The organism is Shewanella sp. DW31, assembly GCF_015767295.1.
GTDB classification, from domain to species: domain Bacteria; phylum Pseudomonadota; class Gammaproteobacteria; order Enterobacterales; family Shewanellaceae; genus Shewanella; species Shewanella oncorhynchi.
In genome coordinates this window covers 228,175-247,668 of record NZ_JADWMP020000004.1, presented here as the reverse complement: position 1 = coordinate 247,668, position 19,494 = coordinate 228,175, and the positions used below count along the sequence as shown (strand labels likewise).

The following is a 19,494-nucleotide window of genomic DNA, read 5'->3' as shown; positions in this document are numbered from 1 at the left end:
TCGGTAGACACAAGGGATTTAAAATCCCTCGCTGGTAACAGCGTGCCAGTTCAAGTCTGGCCTCGGGTACCAAAAAAGAAAAAGCCTCGATATTTTTATCGAGGCTTTTTTGCATTTAGATTTCTACTTTTAGTCGGCATTCTTCGTGAGAGGTTTAAGGTCAAACTTGACTGACACACTTAACGTACTGCTTACTTTAGTTCGCAGAGGTCCTTGCGGCGACGCACATCAAGAGAGGCTAATAACCCTAAAATCACACAATAGTGCTACGTTTTAAGCTGATAGTGTCATTTTGAATTAAGCCTGTAGTTATGCTGGCAGAGAAGTCGAGCGATAAGGTATGGGATTATGTTTGCTGAAAAGCAGGTCGTGAGTTTTTAGCCTTGGCTTGTTCTATTTATGCTAGAGATAAAACCTATGAATAGTAAGCCTATAAATAAAACTAGGCATAAAAAAGCGCCAGTAAATACTGGCGCTTTTTATTCACTTACACGGTCAGTTTATGCTTGTAAGACAGTGATACTAGTGAATATCAGCTTATTGCCAATCATCGCTATTCCAGCGGTACAACCAAGTCGCTGCAAGTGGTTTATCGTCTTTCTTAAGCTGTATTCTCAGTTCGGCTACATTGGTACTTTCTGGTTCGAAGCTGATAAATACTCGAGCGCCATTGATGTCTGGGTGGGCGACAATCCGAGACGACAGGATTTTACCTTTGCTGATGCTGGCATCGATGATAATTTTATCAATATCTTGCGGCTTGATGTTACTGAAATCGATAAGTAATTCTTTGCCTTTTGCTAAGACTTGCCCCTTAGTACTGCGGACAACACGTGCTTTTGACGCCGTAGAAGGGCTGTCGTTTGAGGCTGTTATGCGATAGGAGTATTTATAGGGCTGATCCTTTTTCAGTCCGCCTTGCGGCTCCCAATAGGCAACTATGTTGTCGTTGGTTTCAGCATTAGAGGGAATTTCAAGCAACACCAGTTGGCCTTTGCCCCAATCATTGAGGGGTTCAATCCATGCTGAAGGTCGAAGTTGATAGTTTGCACTCAGATCTTGATAGTCTTCAAATTTACGATGGCGCTGTATAAGACCAAATCCCTTTATATCTTCATCGCCAAAAGCACTGATCTGCAGTTTGTTAGGATTATTTAATGGACGCCATAGGCGCTCGCCATTACCGCGATCGATTTGTAGGCCGTCGGAGTTATGTACTTGTGGGCGGTAATCGGGTTTATCTGAGTTATCGAGTCCGCCAAAGAGGAACATAGAGGTCAGCGGTGCAAGACCCACATGCTGGATATCTTTGCGTGGGAATAAGGTTACATCCACTTCGACACGTGATGGTGAACCGGGATAAATACCAAAACGATAGGCGCCAGTGACACTTTGGCTATCTAGCAGAGCATGAACCACGATTGCCGTCTGATATTTAGATGGGCGCTCAACCCAGAAACGCTTAAACAGGGGATATTCTTCACCTTTTGGCTGGGCGACATCAATCGCTAAACCACGATTAGATAAGCCATAGGTTTGCCCTTTAGAGAGCACGCGAAAATAGCTCGCACCTTGAAACATGATGAATTCATCCTTTATTTCATCATCATTGATAGGGTAATGTAAACGCACACCCGCATATTGGCCCACTTGGGTGATGAGTTTTTCAATGGTGTCGTTAGGGACATCGAATGAAGCTTCTGTTAGCTCAATTGGAATAGCTTTGCTGTTTTCGACCACGTCGATATCGACAAGGTTTTTATAGAGAAAGCCTGGAGCAAAAAGTTGTACCGAAAATTTGGTCGGTGTTCCGCCCCAAATCGCGGCATTTTCTTGGTAATTGATTTTGCCATAGGTCGCGAAATCGAGATCAACCAGTTCTTTAGGTGCTTTTTTCGCTTCTTTAAATGGTTTTTGCGACAGTTGTTGAGCGAGTTCAATAACTGTGTCTTGGGAGAATTTTTTGGATTTCTTCTCTGGTGCTGGCGTTGGTGTTGTCTCTGCCGCTGCGGCATTGACGTTGTTTATGCCGACGACATAGACGATGGCGGTCAAGATGACAAAAGGTAGTTTTTTGAGTAATGCCGGATAACCGGTAGGGTAATTCATCATAAGATTCATTCGCAAAATGGAAACTCCTTACTAAAATGACGCTGATTCATAGGCACAATATATGCTTCAGTCTATCTAATCCCTAAATATTAATAACTTGTCTGCTATAAAATCCTCAGTCGTGGGATTCGAGTAGCTGAGGTAAGGGATAATTTTACCTGCGTAGCTAGAGATTTGTAACATAAATTATGCTTGGCGCTATTTTAGGTGCCGTTCTCAATACTTTGCGGTGTGATTTTACGATAAGTAATCGCAATTGGTACTGCAGTAAAAACTGTCTTGGCTGAGTTAACACTGTTCTCATTGAATTCAGTGGCGTTTTTACACAAAATTGGTGCAGTTGAATCGAGAGTGTTAATTAAAAACTTACAATATCAAATGGTTAATCTTAATTATTGCTAATGAGTGATTCAGGCTCACGGTGTTAACTGTGAGCCCATTTAGGTATGCTAACGTGGATATTAGGACTTGAGTAAGTGCGATAGGTCACTGCCCACAGGAATTAGGATCTCTTGCTGCTCACCACAGAATAAATACGCAGGTTTGTCACCTAAGAGTGATAGTGTGTCTCCTTGTCGCCACAAAGCTGAGCCTTCAACTATGCCGATCACTGGGGTTAATGGGTCGACTTTAGTGAATTCTAATAATCGCTGAGCACGGGTTTCACCATTGTGGCCCGGTGCTTGGTAATTGGAATAGTGTGGATTGAGCTGGAACGGCACTAAGTTTAATGCGTTGAACGAAGGCGGTTCGATGATCGGCATATCATTAGTGGTGCGAATACTCAGTCCCGATGCGTTTGAACCCGCACTCCAGCCGATATAAGGTTTACCAAGGGCGACTTGCTCACGAATAAGCGCGACCAGATCATAACGATATAGTTGGTGTAACAGGTGAAAGGTGTTACCCCCACCGATTAAAATACCATCGGCATCTTTTATTGCTTGTTTAGGGTCTGGATGCTGATGAATACCACTGATATCGAGTTCAAGCTCAGCTAGCCCAGTCACGACAGACGCTAAATAAGTGTCATAACTCATGCTAACCCCTGCATAGGGGATAAAAATCCATTTTTGTGCGTTGGCGGTGAGCGGTTTAATAAAAGGGATCGCGTGGGCAAGATAAGGCGTATCACCGACACGAGAGCTGCTCAGTAGTAGGGCGTTGATTGTCATTTTGTATCCTGAAATCTCGGAGTGTATTGGTATGTTAACAAAGATTAATTCCGATAAACATAGAGAGTTAAAGCAGAATTGCGCCATAGCACGGCTAGCGGTGGTGTTTTTCAAGATAGTGATCCCCACCAAGATGGAGCGTTCTGGGCATTCTACTTCTGTGTGGTATCAATGCAAAAGTCAGAGATTGATGCGCCTTGAATTAAAGCTCTCAGAACGCGATGAAACTTGTATCTTGAGGTTGCTTGGGCATAAGTTTAAGTTTCGATTAATATACTGTCCCTAGACTCTCGGCCATGAAAGGCAGTGTCTATATACGAGAAAAATAACCTATTTTAAAAACTCTTTTCTTTTACCACTTGAATTTCGATGATTTGGACATATTATGTCTTTGAACAAAGTTAAATGGCCTATTCTTGCCCTAAAGGAGCTGAAATGAAGCGTATATTTCTATTGATTGCGACTAACCTAGCTGTGTTGCTAGTAGCCTCAATTGTGATGTCTATTCTAGGCGTGAACACGTCTACTATGGGTGGACTGCTGGTGTTCGCTGCCATTTTTGGATTCGGTGGGGCCTTTATCAGCTTAGCCATTTCAAAATGGATGGCGAAAAAGACCATGGGTTGTGAAGTCATCACTACCCCACGTGACAGTACCGAACGTTGGTTAGTGGAGACGGTTGCCCGTCAAGCTAAGCAAGCGGGGATTAAAATGCCAGAAGTGGCTATTTATCAATCGCCTGACATGAATGCGTTCGCTACTGGTCCAAGTAAAGACAATTCATTAGTGGCTGTCAGTACGGGTCTGTTATATGGCATGAGCCAAGATGAAATTGAAGGCGTATTAGCCCACGAAGTGAGCCACGTTGCTAACGGTGACATGGTGACCTTGACACTGATCCAAGGTGTGGTTAACACCTTCGTTATCTTCGCGGCTCGTGTGGTTGCTGGCATTATTAACAACTTTGTGTCGAGCAATGATGAAGAAGGCGAAGGTTTAGGCATGTTTGCTTACATGGCCGTGGTTTTCGTGCTGGATATGCTATTCGGTATCTTGGCTTCAATCATCGTCGCTTACTTCTCACGTATTCGTGAGTACAAAGCCGATGAAGGCGCGGCCCGTTTAGCGGGTAAAGGCAAGATGATTGCTGCGCTTGAGCGTTTACGCCAAGGCCCTGAAAGTACGGCAATGCCTGCACAAATGTCAGCCTTCGGTATTAACGGCAAGCGTTCAATGGCGGAAATGATGATGAGTCATCCTCCATTAGAGAAACGTATTGCTGCGTTAAGAGCTAGCTAATAAAGAGTGAGTTAACTCTTAAATGTTAAATCTGAGTCTTTAAGACTCACTTGATATTAGATTGAAGGCTTTTAACATCGGGCTCAAACTTTGGTTTGAGCCCGATTTTTTATGCCTGCAGCAAATTATGCTGCGCGGTTGCCGCAAGGGCACGGTAAACCAGTGTCGTTTGTTTTGCTTTGATATTCCAATGCTGCCAAAACAGCGGCACGCGCATGCGCCGTTCTGGGGTGATCTCAATCAGTATCCCTTTATCGATTAATGGTTTAGCTTGTAAATGCCCAACGAGCCCATAACCTAAACTCAAGTTAATCGCTTCTAAAAAGCTCTCGGAAGAGGGGATCGTATGTTGCCACCATTGCCCTGGCGTCATATTGAAATACTGGGCGAGAAACTTCTCGTGAAGCTTATCTTTGGTGGAGAACACCACTGCTGGCGCCTTTGCTAACTGAGCTTGGTTGATGGTGTTGAATGACGAGGTGTTACTAAATGATGGAGTGTCGCTCAGATCGCTAAAATAGCGCGCGGCAAATTCGGGCGTGGCTACACACCAATATTCCATCGTGCCTAAAAACTCACTGCTGCAACCCGCCATCGGCACTTCGGTTGTGGTGACACATCCGACCGCTTCACCATTTTTCAATAGATGATGGGTGTAAGACTCATCATCGACAATTAATTCCAATAACCAAGCGTGGCGACTGAACATGCCTGCTAGCGCAGGTAAAAACCACGTGGCCAAACTGTCGGCATTCACAGCGATGCGCACTGTGGTTGGATGGTTGGGATCGTCGGCGTCCATCTCGGCTCTTAATTCACTCTCGAGCAATTGTACCTGTGAATAGTGACGCAGCAGGCGCTTACCTGTGGGCGTTGCGACCACAGGATTGGAGCGAATAAGCAGTGACTGACCGACTTTTTCTTCAAGTTGTCGAATACGCTGTGATACAGCCGACTGAGTAATGTGCAGCACTTTAGCGGCGCGGTCGAAGCCGCCTTCCGAGACTACAACGGCGAGCGCTTTGAGATTGGCGTATTCCAGCATAGTCATCCTTAATCGATCTGTGTTTGATGGTTATTAATTTTACTTATGATACATAAAAAACATTAGTTATATTAATTTTGTTGTTTTGACTATGCTAGCGCCTTCTTTGAACATGAGAGGTGGTTATGCAAGCGGCATTTATACAGGGTATGGGGATTGGTGGGAGTTTGATTATTGCTGTGGGCGCACAAAATGCCTTTGTGCTCAAACAAGGCATTAAGCGCTCGTACACATTACCGATTGCCTTGCTCTGCTCTATCATTGATGCGCTGATGATCACTGCGGGTGTCGCGGGGCTAGGACATATTATTGAGTCGTTTCCCACTATTAAGCATGTGGCGAGTTTCGGTGGTGCTGCGTTTCTACTCTGGTATGGTGCGAATGCGCTAAAGGCGTCGTTTGTGGCTAAGGGCATTGAGATGGATCAAGCCGATAATGCGGACACATTTAAGAAAGCCGTATTGACGACGCTTGGGATCAGTTTGCTTAATCCGCATTTGTATCTTGATACTGTGGTGTTGCTCGGCAGCATTAGCACTCAATTTGATGATTTCGATCGGCCTTGGTTTGGCGCGGGTGCCGTACTGGCATCATTTATTTGGTTTTTTGGCTTAAGTTTTGGTGCGCGTTTGTTAGCGCCCATTTTTACTCGCCCAGCGGCATGGCGTTACCTTGACCGTTTTATTTGGTTAACCATGTGGAGCATTGCCGCTGCGATTATTTGGCCCTATGTGGCAGGATAACCGGTGTTGGGATGCCATAGAATACGGGCATAGCTGAATGCTTTTGCGGTTTTTTTGCTTGGTTAGACCGTATCTTGTGATATGAAAGTGAAAATTTTTCATGAAAAAGGTCCTGATTTCAGGACCTTTTCGTTATCGATTGCCGATTATTTATTCAGGCTACCAAGTTCAACTGACAACGTTTACACTTTTGTGCCGATTAAAGCAGCAGCTTGAAGCCTTGTATTCGTCGTCATATCTGTCATTAACCCGCGATTTGCGCGAGTACGACTTCATGGTGATCTTTGGTTTTAAACTTATCGAATACGTGGGCGATGGTGCCGTCGGTATTGATAAGGAAGCTTAATCTGTGGATGCCATCATAGGTTTTTCCCATGAATTTCTTTTCACCCCAGACCCCAAAAGCGTCGGCGACACTGTGGTCTTCATCGCTCAGTAAAGTGAAGTTGAGTGCTTGTTTCTCTGCAAATTTAGCCAGTTTAGCTACAGGATCTGGGCTAATGCCAAATACAGTGACATTATGACTATCGAGCTCGGCTTTACTGTCACGTAGACCGCAGGCTTGAACTGTGCAACCCGGCGTTGATGCTTTCGGGTAAAAATACACTAAAACAGGGCCTTGCTTAAGGCTGTCTGCCAGCGATACTGAGTTGCCATGTTGATCTTGCAGTGTAAAGTGAGGCGCTTTTGCCCCAGCCGTTAAGGTATTCATCTATTATCCTCTGTCCTCTAAGATGGCAGTGCCTTCCATACGACGAATAGTACAATCTAAGGTCATATCTTGGGCGAGCTGATAGATACTCTGTTCGAGCTTTTCTAGTTCAACTTTTTCAGGAATATTAATGGTTAGCGACACATTTTGCGTTTGTTCACCACCGGGGAGTTCCTCAGAAAATGAACGTACTGCGGCAAGATCTAATGACCTGTCAGCAAGGAACTGGGTAATGCGTTTAATGGTGCCGCGTTGGTCTTTACCCGTGAAGCGTACTTCGAGGCGAGAAAGGTAGTTTTGTGGTGTGTGTTTAGAGGTGCGTTTCATCACCGTCAGCAGTTCTAACTCAACGCTGAGACTGGGGAACATACTTTCAATTTTTGTTATTGATGCCCACGAGCCAGACAACATCATAATCAGGGTAAATTCGTTACCAAATAATGCCATACGGCTGTCGACGATATCGCAGTCACAGTCACTGGCAAGTCGAGCTAGTTTACTTACAAGTCCAGGACGGTCGAGACCCATCGCTGTTACGACCAGGAAATTGGTCATGAATTTTCCTCACTTTTTCGATATCATAGAGCGAAAACTCAGGGTTAAAGCTGAGTTTTTGTGCGGGATGTAATGCTACCATAACTAATTCAATTTGAGAGCCCCGTTAATGCTTGTCATTAGTGGTTGGCATCAGTACCATAGCGAATCCTGAAATCTTGGGGAAAGTCAGATGATAAACGGAAGCATCGTAGCCTTAATCACGCCAATGAACAGTGATGGCTCAGTAGATTTTGCAAGTCTTGAAAGGTTAGTCGAATTCCATATTGACCAAGGCACAGATGCCATTGTGGCCGTTGGTACTACTGGCGAGTCAGCGACTCTGCCTATGCCTGAGCATGTAGCGGTCGTTTCACAAACCGTTAAATTTGCTGCGGGACGTGTTCCTGTCATTGGTGGCAATGGCGCCAATGCCACATCTGAAGCCGTTGAGCTCACCAAGTCCTTATCTAAGGTGGGTGTTGCCGCTATGCTTGGCGTAACGCCATATTATAATAAGCCAACGCCTAAGGGATTGATTGCGCATTATAAAGCTGTGGCCGCTAGCACAGATATTCCACAAATTCTTTATAATGTTCCAGGCCGTACTGCCGTTGATATGCTGCCAGAAACTGTTGCCGAGCTTGTTAGCGTGAGCAACATTATTGGTGTAAAAGAGGCGACCGGTGACTTATCCCGTGTAAAACGTCTGCGCGAACTGTGCGGCGACGATTTCCTCTTGTATAGCGGTGATGATGCCACTGCCAGAGAGTTTTTACTCTTAGGTGGAAATGGCGTAATTTCTGTTGCTAACAACATAGTACCAAAGGCTTTTAAAGCTATGTGTGATGCGGCGCTCGCGGGCCATGCCGAGCTGGCTCAGAGCATCGATACCCCGCTGCGCGGTTTGTATAGCACACTGTTTTGTGAAGCCAACCCTATCCCAGTAAAATGGGCTGCCCATCGTATGGGTTTGATTGAATGTGGCCATATTCGTTTACCTTTGACTGAACTTTCTGAGCAATGTCATGGTCTGTTGATAGAAGCAATGACTCGTGCCCAGATAGAGGTTAAATAATTAATGTTAAAGAAAGTCACTCCACTGATCTTAGTTGCTGCTGTTGCAGCCTGTAGTTCGCCACTTGATCGCCGCCAAGCGAACGGTAACGACGACTATGTTCAGGCCGAGCAAGCGCCTTTGCTTAAGATCCCCGCGGGATTAAAAACGCCACCCTACAATAAAGAATTCGATGTACCAGCACTGGGTTCTAAAGTGAATGCTTCGCTGTATGGCAAAAACTTAGATATCCGTCCGCCACTGCAAGTACTGCCAATGGCGGAAGGTACTCATGTGGAAGAGGGCAGTGACAACATTAAAATCGTGGTTGAATCCATCGACAATGCTGTGGATTTGAAGCAAGAAATCTTCACAAACTTAGATGGTTTCTTTGCCCAAAAAGGCATTGCTGTTCGTAGCCGTGATTTTGACAAAGGCAACGTAGAAACCGATTGGATTGAAAGCCGTGAAGTGATTGAATCGAGCATGTGGGGGGCGGATAAAGTTTATCTGTTGCGCCAACGCTATCGTTTTGATGTGGAAACACGTCCACATGGTCGCACTGCTAATATCGTTATTCACTTAGTTGAACACGAAGAGTTCTACGACGATAAAGCGCAACAAGTTTTATTAAGCGGTGAAGATAAGCAAAGATACACTATTGATATGCTGAACAGCGCCATTGCGTATATCAGCGTTAAGCGCGACCAAGCGATCCAATCGAATCGTTTGAAGCAAACCTTAGGTATTAATGTTGATCTCGTAACGCCTGAAGAAGGTAAAGCTTACTGGTCTGCTAAAGCCTCTTACAAGCAAGTGTGGGATCGTCTACGCATAGTGCTACCAGAAATGGGCTTTGAAATTGCCGATATGGATAGTGCTAAAGGATTGTACTTTATCAAGTTTGACGATAACTCTGGTTTCTGGAGTTCATTGTGGGGCGAAGATAAGTTAGCACTGAAAGAAGGTAGCTACCGTTTACTGCTTGAAGATGGTGATACTCCAGAAGAAACGAAAATCTTCCTTCGCGATAACGAAGATCAGCCATTAAGCGATGAAGTGGTTAGCAATGTGTACCAGTCACTGTCAAACCTGATGAAAGAAGAACGTCAAATACGTTAATTTCAGCAGTTGACTAGAAAAGGGCGAATTATCGCCCTTTTTTATTGGCTGCAATTTGAGTTTTAAGCAGGGGATTGTCGATTATCTAGGCGATCTGTGTTGCAGAATTAAATTATCTATATACCAATCTTTTTCAAATGGTTTTAGTGATAAATGTTGATTTAGTGGCAATAAGTAAAATTAATCACTTAACAACCTTGTTATCGTACTGCATTCTGGCAACTCAACCATTGATATCGCCAAAGACACTTAATCATACATATTTTGCGCTATCAGCGTAATTTGTAAGAAAAAGTAAAACGTATTGATGCGATGATGTGAGTGAGTAAACTAGCCGTCATTAATGCGAGTCATTCCTTGGAAGCCCGATGAAAAAAATTATTCTAATAATCGCCATATTGGCCGCGGCATGGTTTGGATACCAAGCCATGCAACCGCAAGAGATTGCTGCAGCCCAGATTAAACTCATACCTAATGTGGTGATTGCCACTGCCGCTATGGCGCCCATTCGCGATGAAGTTGAAGCTATTGGTAGCAATAAAGCCGCAGAATCTGTAACGATAACGCCTAAAGTCACCGACATGGTGATAGCGCTTAAATTTGACGACGGCGATATCGTTAAAAAGGGCGAGTTATTAGTCCAACTGCAAAATGCTGAGCAGATCGCTAAGGTTAAAGCCGCGCAAGTCAAAGTCAGTGATAATCAACGTGAATTAGCTCGGATCAGTTCGTTGGTGACTAGCCGCACTGTGGCAGAGTTAGAACGCGACAGATTACAAACCCTTATTGATACCACCCGTGCCGAGCTCGAACAGGCGCAATCATCACTCAATGATCGCAGTATTCTGGCGCCTTTTAATGGCCGTTTAGGTTTACGTCAAATCAGTGTGGGCAGCTTAGTGTCACCCGGCACTGTAATTACGACATTGGATGATATTTCTACCATTAAGCTCGATTTTTCAGTGCCAGAGCGCTTTATTCAAGATTTAGAGCCAGGTAAAAAGGTGGAAGCCAAAGCGGTCGCTTTCCCTGATGTGACTTTCAAAGGTGTGGTGACATCGATTGATAGCCGCGTGAATCCAACCACGCGCACAGTGATTGTTCGCGCCGAAATCCCCAATCCTGAACTGCGTTTATTACCGGGCATGTTGATGAAGGTTAAACTCATCAAGCGTAGCCGCGAGGCCTTGATGTTGCCTGAATCTGCCATTATCCCGATCCAAAACAGCCATTATGTTTACAGCGTCAATGCTGACAAGGTGATTGAACGTAAACAAGTCACTATTGGGATTCGCACCCGTGGCTGGGTGGAGATCTTAGATGGTTTAGCCTTGGGCGAAAACGTAGTGATCCGCGGCTTACTGAAAGTTCATCCTGGGGATAAAGTGCAAACTGAGTTCGCGGAAAAGTTTAGTTATCTTGCCGATACGAACGCGGAGCCAAGTGTATGATCCTTACTGATCTCTCGGTCAAACGTCCCGTATTTGCCTCAGTGATCAGCTTGCTGCTGGTCGCTTTCGGGCTTGTCTCCTTTGATAAATTACCCCTGCGTGAATACCCAAACATAGATCCGCCAGTGGTATCTATCGACACGAATTACCGCGGTGCCAGTGCTGCCGTGGTGGAAAGCCGCATTACCCAATTGATTGAAGACAGGATCAGTGGCGTCGAAGGCATTCGTCACGTGAGTTCATCGAGCAGTGATGGCCGCTCATCAGTTACCTTAGAGTTTGATATTAGCCGTAATATTGAAGATGCAGCTAACGATGTGCGCGACAGGATCTCAGGTTTACTCGACAATTTACCCGATGAAGCTGATCCCCCAGAAGTGCAAAAAGCCAATGGCAGTGATGAAGTGATCATGTGGCTCAATCTCGTGTCGGATCAAATGACGACCCTAGAATTGACCGATTACACCAACCGTTATTTGTCGGACCGCTTTTCGGTGGTCGATGGTGTGGCGCGGATGCGTATTGGTGGTGGTAAGGTTTACGCCATGCGCGTTTGGCTTGACAGACAAGCCTTGGCCTCTCGCAGTTTAACGGTTGCCGATGTTGAGGCCGCGCTCAGAGCTGAGAACGTCGAGTTACCTGCTGGTTCGATAGAGTCGAAGGAGCGGCACTTTACAGTGCGACTGGAGCGGGGTTATCGCACTGCCGAAGATTTCGCAAATTTAGTGATCACCCAAGGGGAAGACGGTTATTTAGTCAAACTGAGCGATGTCGCACGGGTGGAAATTGGCTCTGATGAAGAGCGGATTATGTTCCGTGGCAACAAAGAGGCAATGATAGGTTTAGGCGTGTCTAAACAGTCAACCGCCAATACGTTAGAAGTGGCGCGCGCAGTGAACGCGCTGGTTGACAAAATCAACCCGACCTTGCCAGCGGGGATGTCGATTAAACGCAGCTACGATAGCTCAGTGTTTATCGAAGCCTCGATTAAAGAAGTGTATCAAACCCTGTTCACAGCGATGATTTTAGTAATTATCGTGATTTATTTGTTCCTTGGCAGTGTGCGCGCTATGTTGATCCCCGCGATCACTGTGCCAGTGTCTCTGCTCGGCACCTTTATTGTGCTGTATGCACTAGGTTATACCATTAACCTCTTGACCTTATTGGCGATGATCCTTGCCATCGGTATGGTGGTGGATGATGCGATTGTGATGCTGGAAAACATTCATAGACGTATCGAAGAAGGAGATTCCCCACTCAAAGCTGCTTTTCTCGGTGCGCGTGAAGTGGCTTTTGCAGTCATCGCGACCACACTCGTGTTGGTCGCGGTATTTATGCCAATAACTTTCCTTGAGGGTGACTTAGGTAAACTCTTTAAAGAGTTTGCCGTGACCATGAGTGCGGCAGTGCTGTTCTCTAGCCTAGTGGCGCTCACACTCACGCCCATGATGTGCTCTAAGTTGCTTAAGCCGAGCTCGCAGGATTCTTGGTTGGTACGTAAGGTCGACGGCATAATGACAAAAGTGTCAAACCGGTATCAATTGTCCTTAAAATCCGCCATGGCTCACCCGATATTAGTGTCGATTCTGGTATTAGTCGCATTAGGCTCTAGTGTCTATTTAGTCCAAAAAGTACCGCAAGAATTTGCGCCACAGGAAGACCGTGGTTCGTTATTCTTGATGGTCAACGGGCCACAGGGCGCGAGTTACGAATACATAGAATCCTATATGAATGAAGTGGAAAACCGCTTGATGCCATTGGTCGAAACGGGTGATATCAAACGTCTGCTCATTCGTGCCCCCCGTGGCTTTGGCCGCGCGGCGGATTTCTCTAACGGTATGGCAATCATAGTACTGGAAGACTGGGGCAAACGTCGTCCAGTAAAGGAAGTTATCGTCGACATTAATAAGCGTCTTGCCAATCTCGCCGGAGTGCAAGCGTTCCCTGTAATGCGCCAAGCCTTTGGTCGCGGCGTAGGTAAACCTGTGCAATTTGTGATTGGTGGACCTAGCTACGAAGAGCTTGCCCGCTGGCGCGATATCATGATGCAAAAGGCGGCACAGAATCCTAAATTATTGGGATTAGATCACGATTATAAAGAGACTAAGCCTCAACTTCGTGTCGTCATCGACAGAGACAGAGCGGCGAGCCTTGGGGTGTCGATTTCAAACATTGGTCGTACGTTGGAATCCATGTTGGGCTCACGCTTAGTGACGACGTTTATGCGTGACGGTGAAGAATACGATGTGATCGTTGAAGGCGAGCGCGATAATCAAAATACTGCGGCGGATCTGCAAAATATCTATGTTCGTTCCGAGCGCAGTCAGGAGCTTATTCCGCTGTCTAACTTAGTGACTGTGGAGGAGTTTGCCGACGCCAGTTCGCTGAACCGTTACAATCGTATGCGTGCGATCACCATAGAAGCCAGTTTAGAAGATGGTTATAGTCTAGGTGAAGCCCTTGATTATATGAATCAATTGGCGCGTACCTATTTGCCAGCGGAAGCGGTGATTAGCTACAAGGGCCAATCTCTCGATTATCAAGAGTCGGGTAGCTCTATGTACTTCGTATTCATCCTCGCACTGGGGATTGTATTCCTCGTGCTCGCGGCGCAGTTTGAGAGTTATATCCACCCTGTGGTGATCATGCTTACTGTGCCGCTGGCTACCGTCGGCGCCTTAATTGGTTTGTGGCTTACGGGGCAGAGTCTTAATATTTACAGTCAGATAGGCATTATTATGCTGGTCGGGTTAGCCGCGAAAAATGGCATCTTGATTGTCGAGTTTGCTAACCAATTGCGGGATAAAGGCGTTGATTTTGATAAGGCTATTATCCAAGCGTCAGCGCAGCGGTTACGACCTATCTTAATGACAGGGATCACCACTGCTGCTGGCGCCGTGCCATTGGTATTGGCTGTAGGCGCGGGTGCTGAAACTCGTTTTGTGATTGGTGTAGTGGTGTTGTCGGGGATTTTACTGGCAACGCTATTCACTATCTTCGTGATCCCCGCCGCTTATGGACTCTTTGCCCGCAACAGCGGATCGCCCGAAGCTATCGCCCAACAGTTAGAAAAAGAATTAGCCCAAGACTAACGCCTCGTGCAGGTTGATGTTGGAAGCATACATATAGGCGCTTGGTATTCATCAAGCGCCTTATTTTTCGCCATTCGAACCTCGTTTTAGCCCTTGCCCTTGAAAAGCAAATTTGGAGCCCCATTTAGTAAACACTAAGCGTTACTTTTACCAAATTACGTAACAAATAAAGGAAAATTTCATGTCACAACAAGAAACTCATGGTTTTCAAACAGAAGTCAAACAGCTGTTGCATTTGATGATCCATTCTTTGTATTCCAACAAAGAAATTTTCTTGCGTGAACTGGTCTCCAACGCTGCGGATGCGGCGGACAAGCTGCGTTATCTGGCGTTGACCAATGACGCACTCTATGAAGGCGACGGTGAACTGCGAGTCCGTATCAGTGCCGATAAAGAAAAAGGCACTGTGACCATCGAAGATAACGGCGTGGGTATGACCCGCGACGGCGTGATTGAGCATTTAGGCACAATCGCAAAATCAGGCACCGCTGATTTCTTTAAGAATCTATCGGGCGAATCCTCAAAGGATTCACAGTTAATCGGTCAGTTCGGTGTCGGTTTCTATTCAGCCTTTATCGTGGCGAAGAAAGTCACTGTTCGCACTCGCGCTGCCGGTCATAAGGCCGATGAAGCCGTATTGTGGGAATCAGAAGGCGAGGGTAACTTCACCGTTGATACCATCACCAAGGCGAGCCGTGGTACTGAAATTACGCTGCACCTGCGTGACGAAGAAAAAGAATTTGCCGATGATTGGCGCCTGCGTTCGATCATCACTAAATACTCAGATCATATCTCTGTGCCAGTCGAAATGTGGCAAGAAGGCTCGCCAGAGCGTGATGGTCCTGATGGCGAAAAAATTCCTGCGACCGAAGGTCAATGGAAAGTCATGAACAAAGCCACGGCTTTGTGGATGCGCAATAAAGCTGATATCAGTGACGAAGAGTATCAAGAGTTTTACAAACACATTTCCCACGATTACACAGACGCACTACTGTGGAGTCATAATCGGGTAGAAGGTAAGCAAGAATACACTAACCTATTGTATATTCCTGCAAAAGCGCCTTGGGATATGTGGAATCGCGACCGTAAACACGGCCTAAAACTGTTTGTACAACGTGTGTTCATCATGGATGACGCTGAGCAATTTATGCCATCTTATCTGCGCTTCGTGCAGGGCTTAATTGACTCAAACGATCTGCCGCTGAACGTATCCCGCGAAATTCTGCAGGATAACCACGTGACCAAAGCGATGCGTACTGGTATCACCAAACGTGTGCTTGGCATGCTGGAAAAACTGGCGAAAGACGATGCGGAAAAATATCAACAGTTCTGGGCTGAATTTGGGCAAGTGCTGAAAGAAGGGCCTGCGGAAGATTTCGCCAACCGTGAGCGTATTGCTGGCTTATTGCGTTTTGCCTCGACCCATACGGGCAGTGCTGCGCCGACTGTGTCACTTGATGGCTACATCAGCCGCATGAAAGAAGGTCAAACTAAGATTTACTATATTGTTGCCGACAGCCATGAAGCCGCTGCTAACAGCCCACATTTAGAGCTGTTACGTAAGAAAGGCATTGAAGTCTTACTGATGTCAGAGCGTATCGACGAGTGGCTAATCAGCCACTTAACTGAGTACAAAGAGAAACAACTGCACTCAGTGACCCGTGGTGATTTAGAACTTGGCGAGCTGGAAGATGCATCTGAAAAAGAAGCGCAAGAAAAGCTTGAGCAAGAATCGGTAGCTTTAGTTGAACGCATTAAAGCGGCATTAGGCTCAACCGTTGCTGATGTGAAAGTCACGTCACGCTTAACCGACACTCCTGCCTGCGTGGTGGCGGGTGAAGGCGAAATGTCGACTCAGATGATCAAGCTGATGCAAGCTGCGGGTCAACCTGTGCCAGAAGTGAAGCCGACATTTGAGATCAACCCAGCGCACCCATTAGTATCGCGCTTAAATGATCTTCAAGATGAAGCCGCCTTCGCGGATTGGTCAAATCTGCTGCTGCAACAGGCGCAATTATCTGAAAAAGGTAGCCTTGCGGACCCATCGGCCTTTATCAAGCTGATGAACCAAATGTTACTGGCTAACATGAAGTAAATGACTATCGGGGCCCTTCTTTGAACGGCCCCGATATTGTTTCTAGTGCAGGAAGAGTGGTTTGCACCTAGCCTGTCACTCAATCCGTTAGCGGTAAGACTCGATTTTAAGACTTGGTTCTAACGCTTAGTTTTAAAAGAATAAGGCCTCCCATGATAGAGGCCTTAAATGTTAAGGGAATACTATGGATAATATCCTCAGCCTGACTAAAGACAATATTCAGCAAGTGGTTGACGCCTCGATGCAACAGATCGTGGTGTTAGCATTTTGGGCACAGCCACAGGAACAAAGTGTGGCTATGCTGCGCACCTTAGAGCAAATTGCCGCGCAAAATGCGGGTCGTTTCGTGCTCGCTAAAGTCGACTGTGAAGCCGAATTAGAAATCGCCAATTACTTTCGCATTCAAAGTCTACCGACCACGTTAGTATTGGATAAAGGTCAGCCTGTCGATGGTTTTGCTGGCCTGCAAGATGCGGCGCAAGTCACAGCCATGCTGGATAAACATTTGCCGCCTATGTGGCAGTTACAGTTAGCACAGGCCAAAGCATTGCTCGCCTTGAGTCAAGTAAGTGCAGAGGATCTTGCTACTGCGGCTGTGTTGCTTAAAGAAGCACATACAGGGTCAAATCAAGCGGGTGAGGTGAGTCTAGTGCTTGCCGATGTGTATCTGATGCAGGGCGAATTAGTGTTAGCACAAGCCATGCTTGAGAAGGTAGGGCTTGCTGACCAAGATGGTTACTACCAGAGTTTAAAAGCTAAGCTCGCACTTGCCTTAGATGCGGCGGATACCCCTGAAATTCGCGATTTGCAGCAAAAGTTTGAGCAAAATCCAACAGATTTAGTGTTATTACTCGAGCTGAGTAAGGCATTGCATGCTGCCCACCGCGATGATGAATCATTAGAACTGTTATTCGGTGTGCTAAGTAAAGATTTAGGTGCTGAAAATGGCACAGTAAAACAAGTATTTATGGAAGTATTAACGGCACTTGGCCAAGGTAATCCCATAGCCAATCAATACCGCCGTAAGCTCTATACTTTGCTCTATTAATGAAAAAAATCGCTTAGTAACCGCAGTTTATTTGCGGTTTCTGAGGCTAAAGTCGAAGCTAAAACCCTTCTCAATGGCGGCAAGATGTGCGAAGATCGCCGCCCTAAGAAGAATATCAATGCGAAAAGAGGACTCTTGAGATGCGCATTATCCTATTGGGCGCCCCAGGTGCCGGTAAAGGTACCCAGGCCCAGTTCATTATGGAACAGTATGGTATCCCACAAATTTCCACTGGTGATATGTTACGTGCCGCGGTAAAAGCGGGTACTCCACTGGGTTTGGAAGCGAAAAAAGTGATGGATGCTGGTCAACTGGTTTCTGATGATCTGATCATCGGTCTGGTTAAAGAGCGTATCGCACAGGAAGACTGTGTTAAAGGTTTCTTGTTAGACGGTTTCCCACGTACTATCCCACAGGCGGATGCGATGGCGGCAAACGGTATTAGCATTGATCACGTGATTGAAATCGACGTGCCAGACGAAGAAATCGTTAAGCGCATGAGCGGTCGCCGTGTTCACCCAGGTTCTGGCCGTGTTTACCATGTGGTTTTCAATCCACCTAAAGTGGAAGGTAAAGACGACGTGACGGGCGAAGATTTAGCCATTCGTCCTGATGATGAAGAAAGCACAGTGCGTAAACGCCTCGCGATCTATCACGAGCAAACTAAGCCGCTGGTTGAATACTACGGTAAAGTGGCTGCCGCTGGCCAAACTCAATACAACAAGTTTGACGGTACTCAATCGGTTGCGGCCGTGAGTGAGCAGTTAGCTAGAGTGTTGAAATAACCGAATAAAGGTTAATTTACGAGAACAAGTTCTCATATTAAGAAAAAGCCTGCCGATGCAGGCTTTTTTTATGGGTATCGCAATGTTAGCCTCCAAGTGAACTTCATTAACCATGAGCCTAACGTTGAATCCTTCCCCTGCTTTTGGTGTGTTATTGGTTAACCTCGGCACGCCTGATCAACCTAGTCCTAAGGCCGTTAAACGCTTTTTAAGGCAGTTTTTAAGTGATCCCCGTGTCGTTGATTTATCGCCGTGGATTTGGCAACCGCTGCTGAACGGTATTATTCTCAACACCCGTCCGGCTAAAGTCGCGAAACTTTACCAAAGCGTGTGGACGCAGGAAGGCTCGCCCTTGATGGTGATAAGTGCACGCCAAGCACAAAAGTTGGCGGTGGACTTAAGTGCAACCTTTAACCAGACCATTCCGGTTGAACTGGGTATGAGTTACGGCAATCCCTCCATCGATGCGGGATTTGAACGCCTGAAAGATCAAGGAGCAGAGCGTATTATTGTGCTGCCTTTGTATCCCCAATATTCCTGCTCGACGGTGGCAAGTGTGTTCGATGCCGTTGCCCGTTATCTTAAAACCGTGCGTGACATGCCGCAGGTTCGCTTTAATAAAGACTATTTTGACCATAGCGCTTATATTGCTGCGCTGGCACACAGTGTGACGCGCCACTGGAAAACCCATGGGCAGGCCGACAAGTTGCTCTTGTCATTTCATGGTATTCCACTGCGTTATGTGAAAGAGGGCGATCCTTACCGCGAGCAGTGTTTTGTCACGGCTAAACTGTTGGCGCAAAAACTTGAGCTGAGCGAGTCGCAATGGCAAGTGTGTTTCCAATCGCGCTTTGGCCGCGAAGAATGGCTCACGCCCTACGCCGATAAACTATTGACCGAGTTACCTGCGCAAGGGATCAAAAGTGTCGATGTGATTTGCCCTGCGTTTGCGACCGATTGCCTCGAAACCTTAGAAGAAATCTCCATTGGCGCTAAGGAAACCTTTTTACATGCTGGTGGCAGCGACTATCGGTTTATCCCTTGTTTGAACGACGATGAGTTACACATTGAATTATTACGGCAATTAATCCAAGAACAAGCGGTATCTTGGGTATAGGAGCACTGGCTTCGAACTGATTTTGTGATAGAATCTGCGCCCTTCCGGCTAAGGGGTGGTTTTTTTGTCTCGCTAGCCTAGACTCAATATTTTTAGGATGCTGCTTG

15 protein-coding genes are annotated in these 19,494 nt (G+C 46.2%); 10 read left to right on the top strand and 5 right to left on the bottom strand.

What is annotated here, in order from left to right; translation table 11 throughout:
* Positions 1 to 537: 537 nt before the first annotated feature.
* Together GWI56_RS05670 and pepE are read right to left on the bottom strand one after the other, a co-directional pair.
* On the bottom strand, positions 538 to 2,121 hold the full coding sequence (locus tag GWI56_RS05670) for a glucan biosynthesis protein G (protein ID WP_242068355.1): 1,584 nt from the start codon (positions 2,119 to 2,121) through the stop codon (positions 538 to 540).
* A gap of 452 nt (positions 2,122 to 2,573) precedes the next feature.
* Positions 2,574 to 3,287: a dipeptidase PepE gene (gene pepE, locus GWI56_RS05665; RefSeq protein ID WP_198572359.1), complete on the bottom strand. Its 714-nt coding sequence runs from the start codon at positions 3,285 to 3,287 to the stop codon at positions 2,574 to 2,576.
* Between the two features lie 435 nt (positions 3,288 to 3,722).
* On the opposite strand from pepE, the gene htpX reads away from it, so the two are divergent.
* Positions 3,723 to 4,586, top strand: a complete 864-nt coding sequence (gene htpX, locus GWI56_RS05660; protein WP_006082065.1) for a protease HtpX — start codon at positions 3,723 to 3,725, stop codon at positions 4,584 to 4,586.
* A gap of 109 nt (positions 4,587 to 4,695) precedes the next feature.
* On the opposite strand, the gene GWI56_RS05655 is transcribed toward htpX, so the two are convergent.
* A complete protein-coding gene (locus GWI56_RS05655) occupies positions 4,696 to 5,631 on the bottom strand; it encodes a LysR family transcriptional regulator ArgP (protein ID WP_198572358.1) in 936 nt (311 codons plus the stop codon).
* Between the two features lie 125 nt (positions 5,632 to 5,756).
* On the opposite strand from GWI56_RS05655, the gene GWI56_RS05650 reads away from it, so the two are divergent.
* Entirely contained in the window at positions 5,757 to 6,374 is a 618-nt protein-coding gene (locus GWI56_RS05650; protein WP_113940882.1) for a LysE/ArgO family amino acid transporter, read from the top strand.
* Positions 6,375 to 6,618: 244 nt separating this feature from the next.
* Here the strand turns inward: GWI56_RS05650 and bcp are convergent, their stop codons facing one another.
* Both bcp and GWI56_RS05640 read right to left on the bottom strand, forming a co-directional pair.
* Complete coding sequence (gene bcp, locus GWI56_RS05645; protein WP_113940881.1) at positions 6,619 to 7,086, bottom strand: thioredoxin-dependent thiol peroxidase; 468 nt, start codon at positions 7,084 to 7,086, stop codon at positions 6,619 to 6,621.
* A 3-nt stretch (positions 7,087 to 7,089) separates the two neighbouring features.
* A complete protein-coding gene (locus GWI56_RS05640) occupies positions 7,090 to 7,641 on the bottom strand; it encodes an ACT domain-containing protein (RefSeq protein ID WP_028759648.1) in 552 nt (183 codons plus the stop codon).
* Positions 7,642 to 7,813: 172 nt separating this feature from the next.
* On the opposite strand from GWI56_RS05640, the gene dapA reads away from it, so the two are divergent.
* From dapA to hemH, 8 genes are all read left to right on the top strand, one after another.
* Positions 7,814 to 8,698, top strand: a complete 885-nt coding sequence (dapA, locus tag GWI56_RS05635) for a 4-hydroxy-tetrahydrodipicolinate synthase (RefSeq protein WP_131523286.1) — start codon at positions 7,814 to 7,816, stop codon at positions 8,696 to 8,698.
* Positions 8,699 to 8,701: 3 nt separating this feature from the next.
* Positions 8,702 to 9,799, top strand: a complete 1,098-nt coding sequence (gene bamC / locus GWI56_RS05630; protein ID WP_198572357.1) for an outer membrane protein assembly factor BamC — start codon at positions 8,702 to 8,704, stop codon at positions 9,797 to 9,799.
* Between the two features lie 368 nt (positions 9,800 to 10,167).
* Positions 10,168 to 11,250 carry an efflux RND transporter periplasmic adaptor subunit gene (locus GWI56_RS05625; protein WP_198572356.1) on the top strand — a complete coding sequence of 361 codons (1,083 nt, stop codon included), beginning with the start codon at positions 10,168 to 10,170 and terminating at the stop codon, positions 11,248 to 11,250.
* Positions 11,247 to 14,342 (top strand): efflux RND transporter permease subunit, encoded by a 3,096-nt coding sequence (locus tag GWI56_RS05620; protein ID WP_131523289.1) that lies wholly within the window; start codon positions 11,247 to 11,249, stop codon positions 14,340 to 14,342. The genes GWI56_RS05625 and GWI56_RS05620 overlap by 4 nt, the downstream gene beginning before the upstream one ends.
* 181 nt (positions 14,343 to 14,523) lie before the next feature.
* Entirely contained in the window at positions 14,524 to 16,437 is a 1,914-nt protein-coding gene (gene htpG, locus GWI56_RS05615) for a molecular chaperone HtpG (RefSeq protein ID WP_198572355.1), read from the top strand.
* A 184-nt stretch (positions 16,438 to 16,621) separates the two neighbouring features.
* On the top strand, positions 16,622 to 17,485 hold the full coding sequence (locus GWI56_RS05610; protein WP_198572354.1) for a tetratricopeptide repeat protein: 864 nt from the start codon (positions 16,622 to 16,624) through the stop codon (positions 17,483 to 17,485).
* 140 nt (positions 17,486 to 17,625) lie between these two features.
* On the top strand, positions 17,626 to 18,270 hold the full coding sequence (adk, locus tag GWI56_RS05605; RefSeq protein ID WP_028759655.1) for an adenylate kinase: 645 nt from the start codon (positions 17,626 to 17,628) through the stop codon (positions 18,268 to 18,270).
* A gap of 112 nt (positions 18,271 to 18,382) precedes the next feature.
* Positions 18,383 to 19,387, top strand: a complete 1,005-nt coding sequence (hemH, locus tag GWI56_RS05600) for a ferrochelatase (RefSeq protein WP_198572353.1) — start codon at positions 18,383 to 18,385, stop codon at positions 19,385 to 19,387.
* The last annotated feature ends 107 nt before the right edge of the window (positions 19,388 to 19,494 follow it).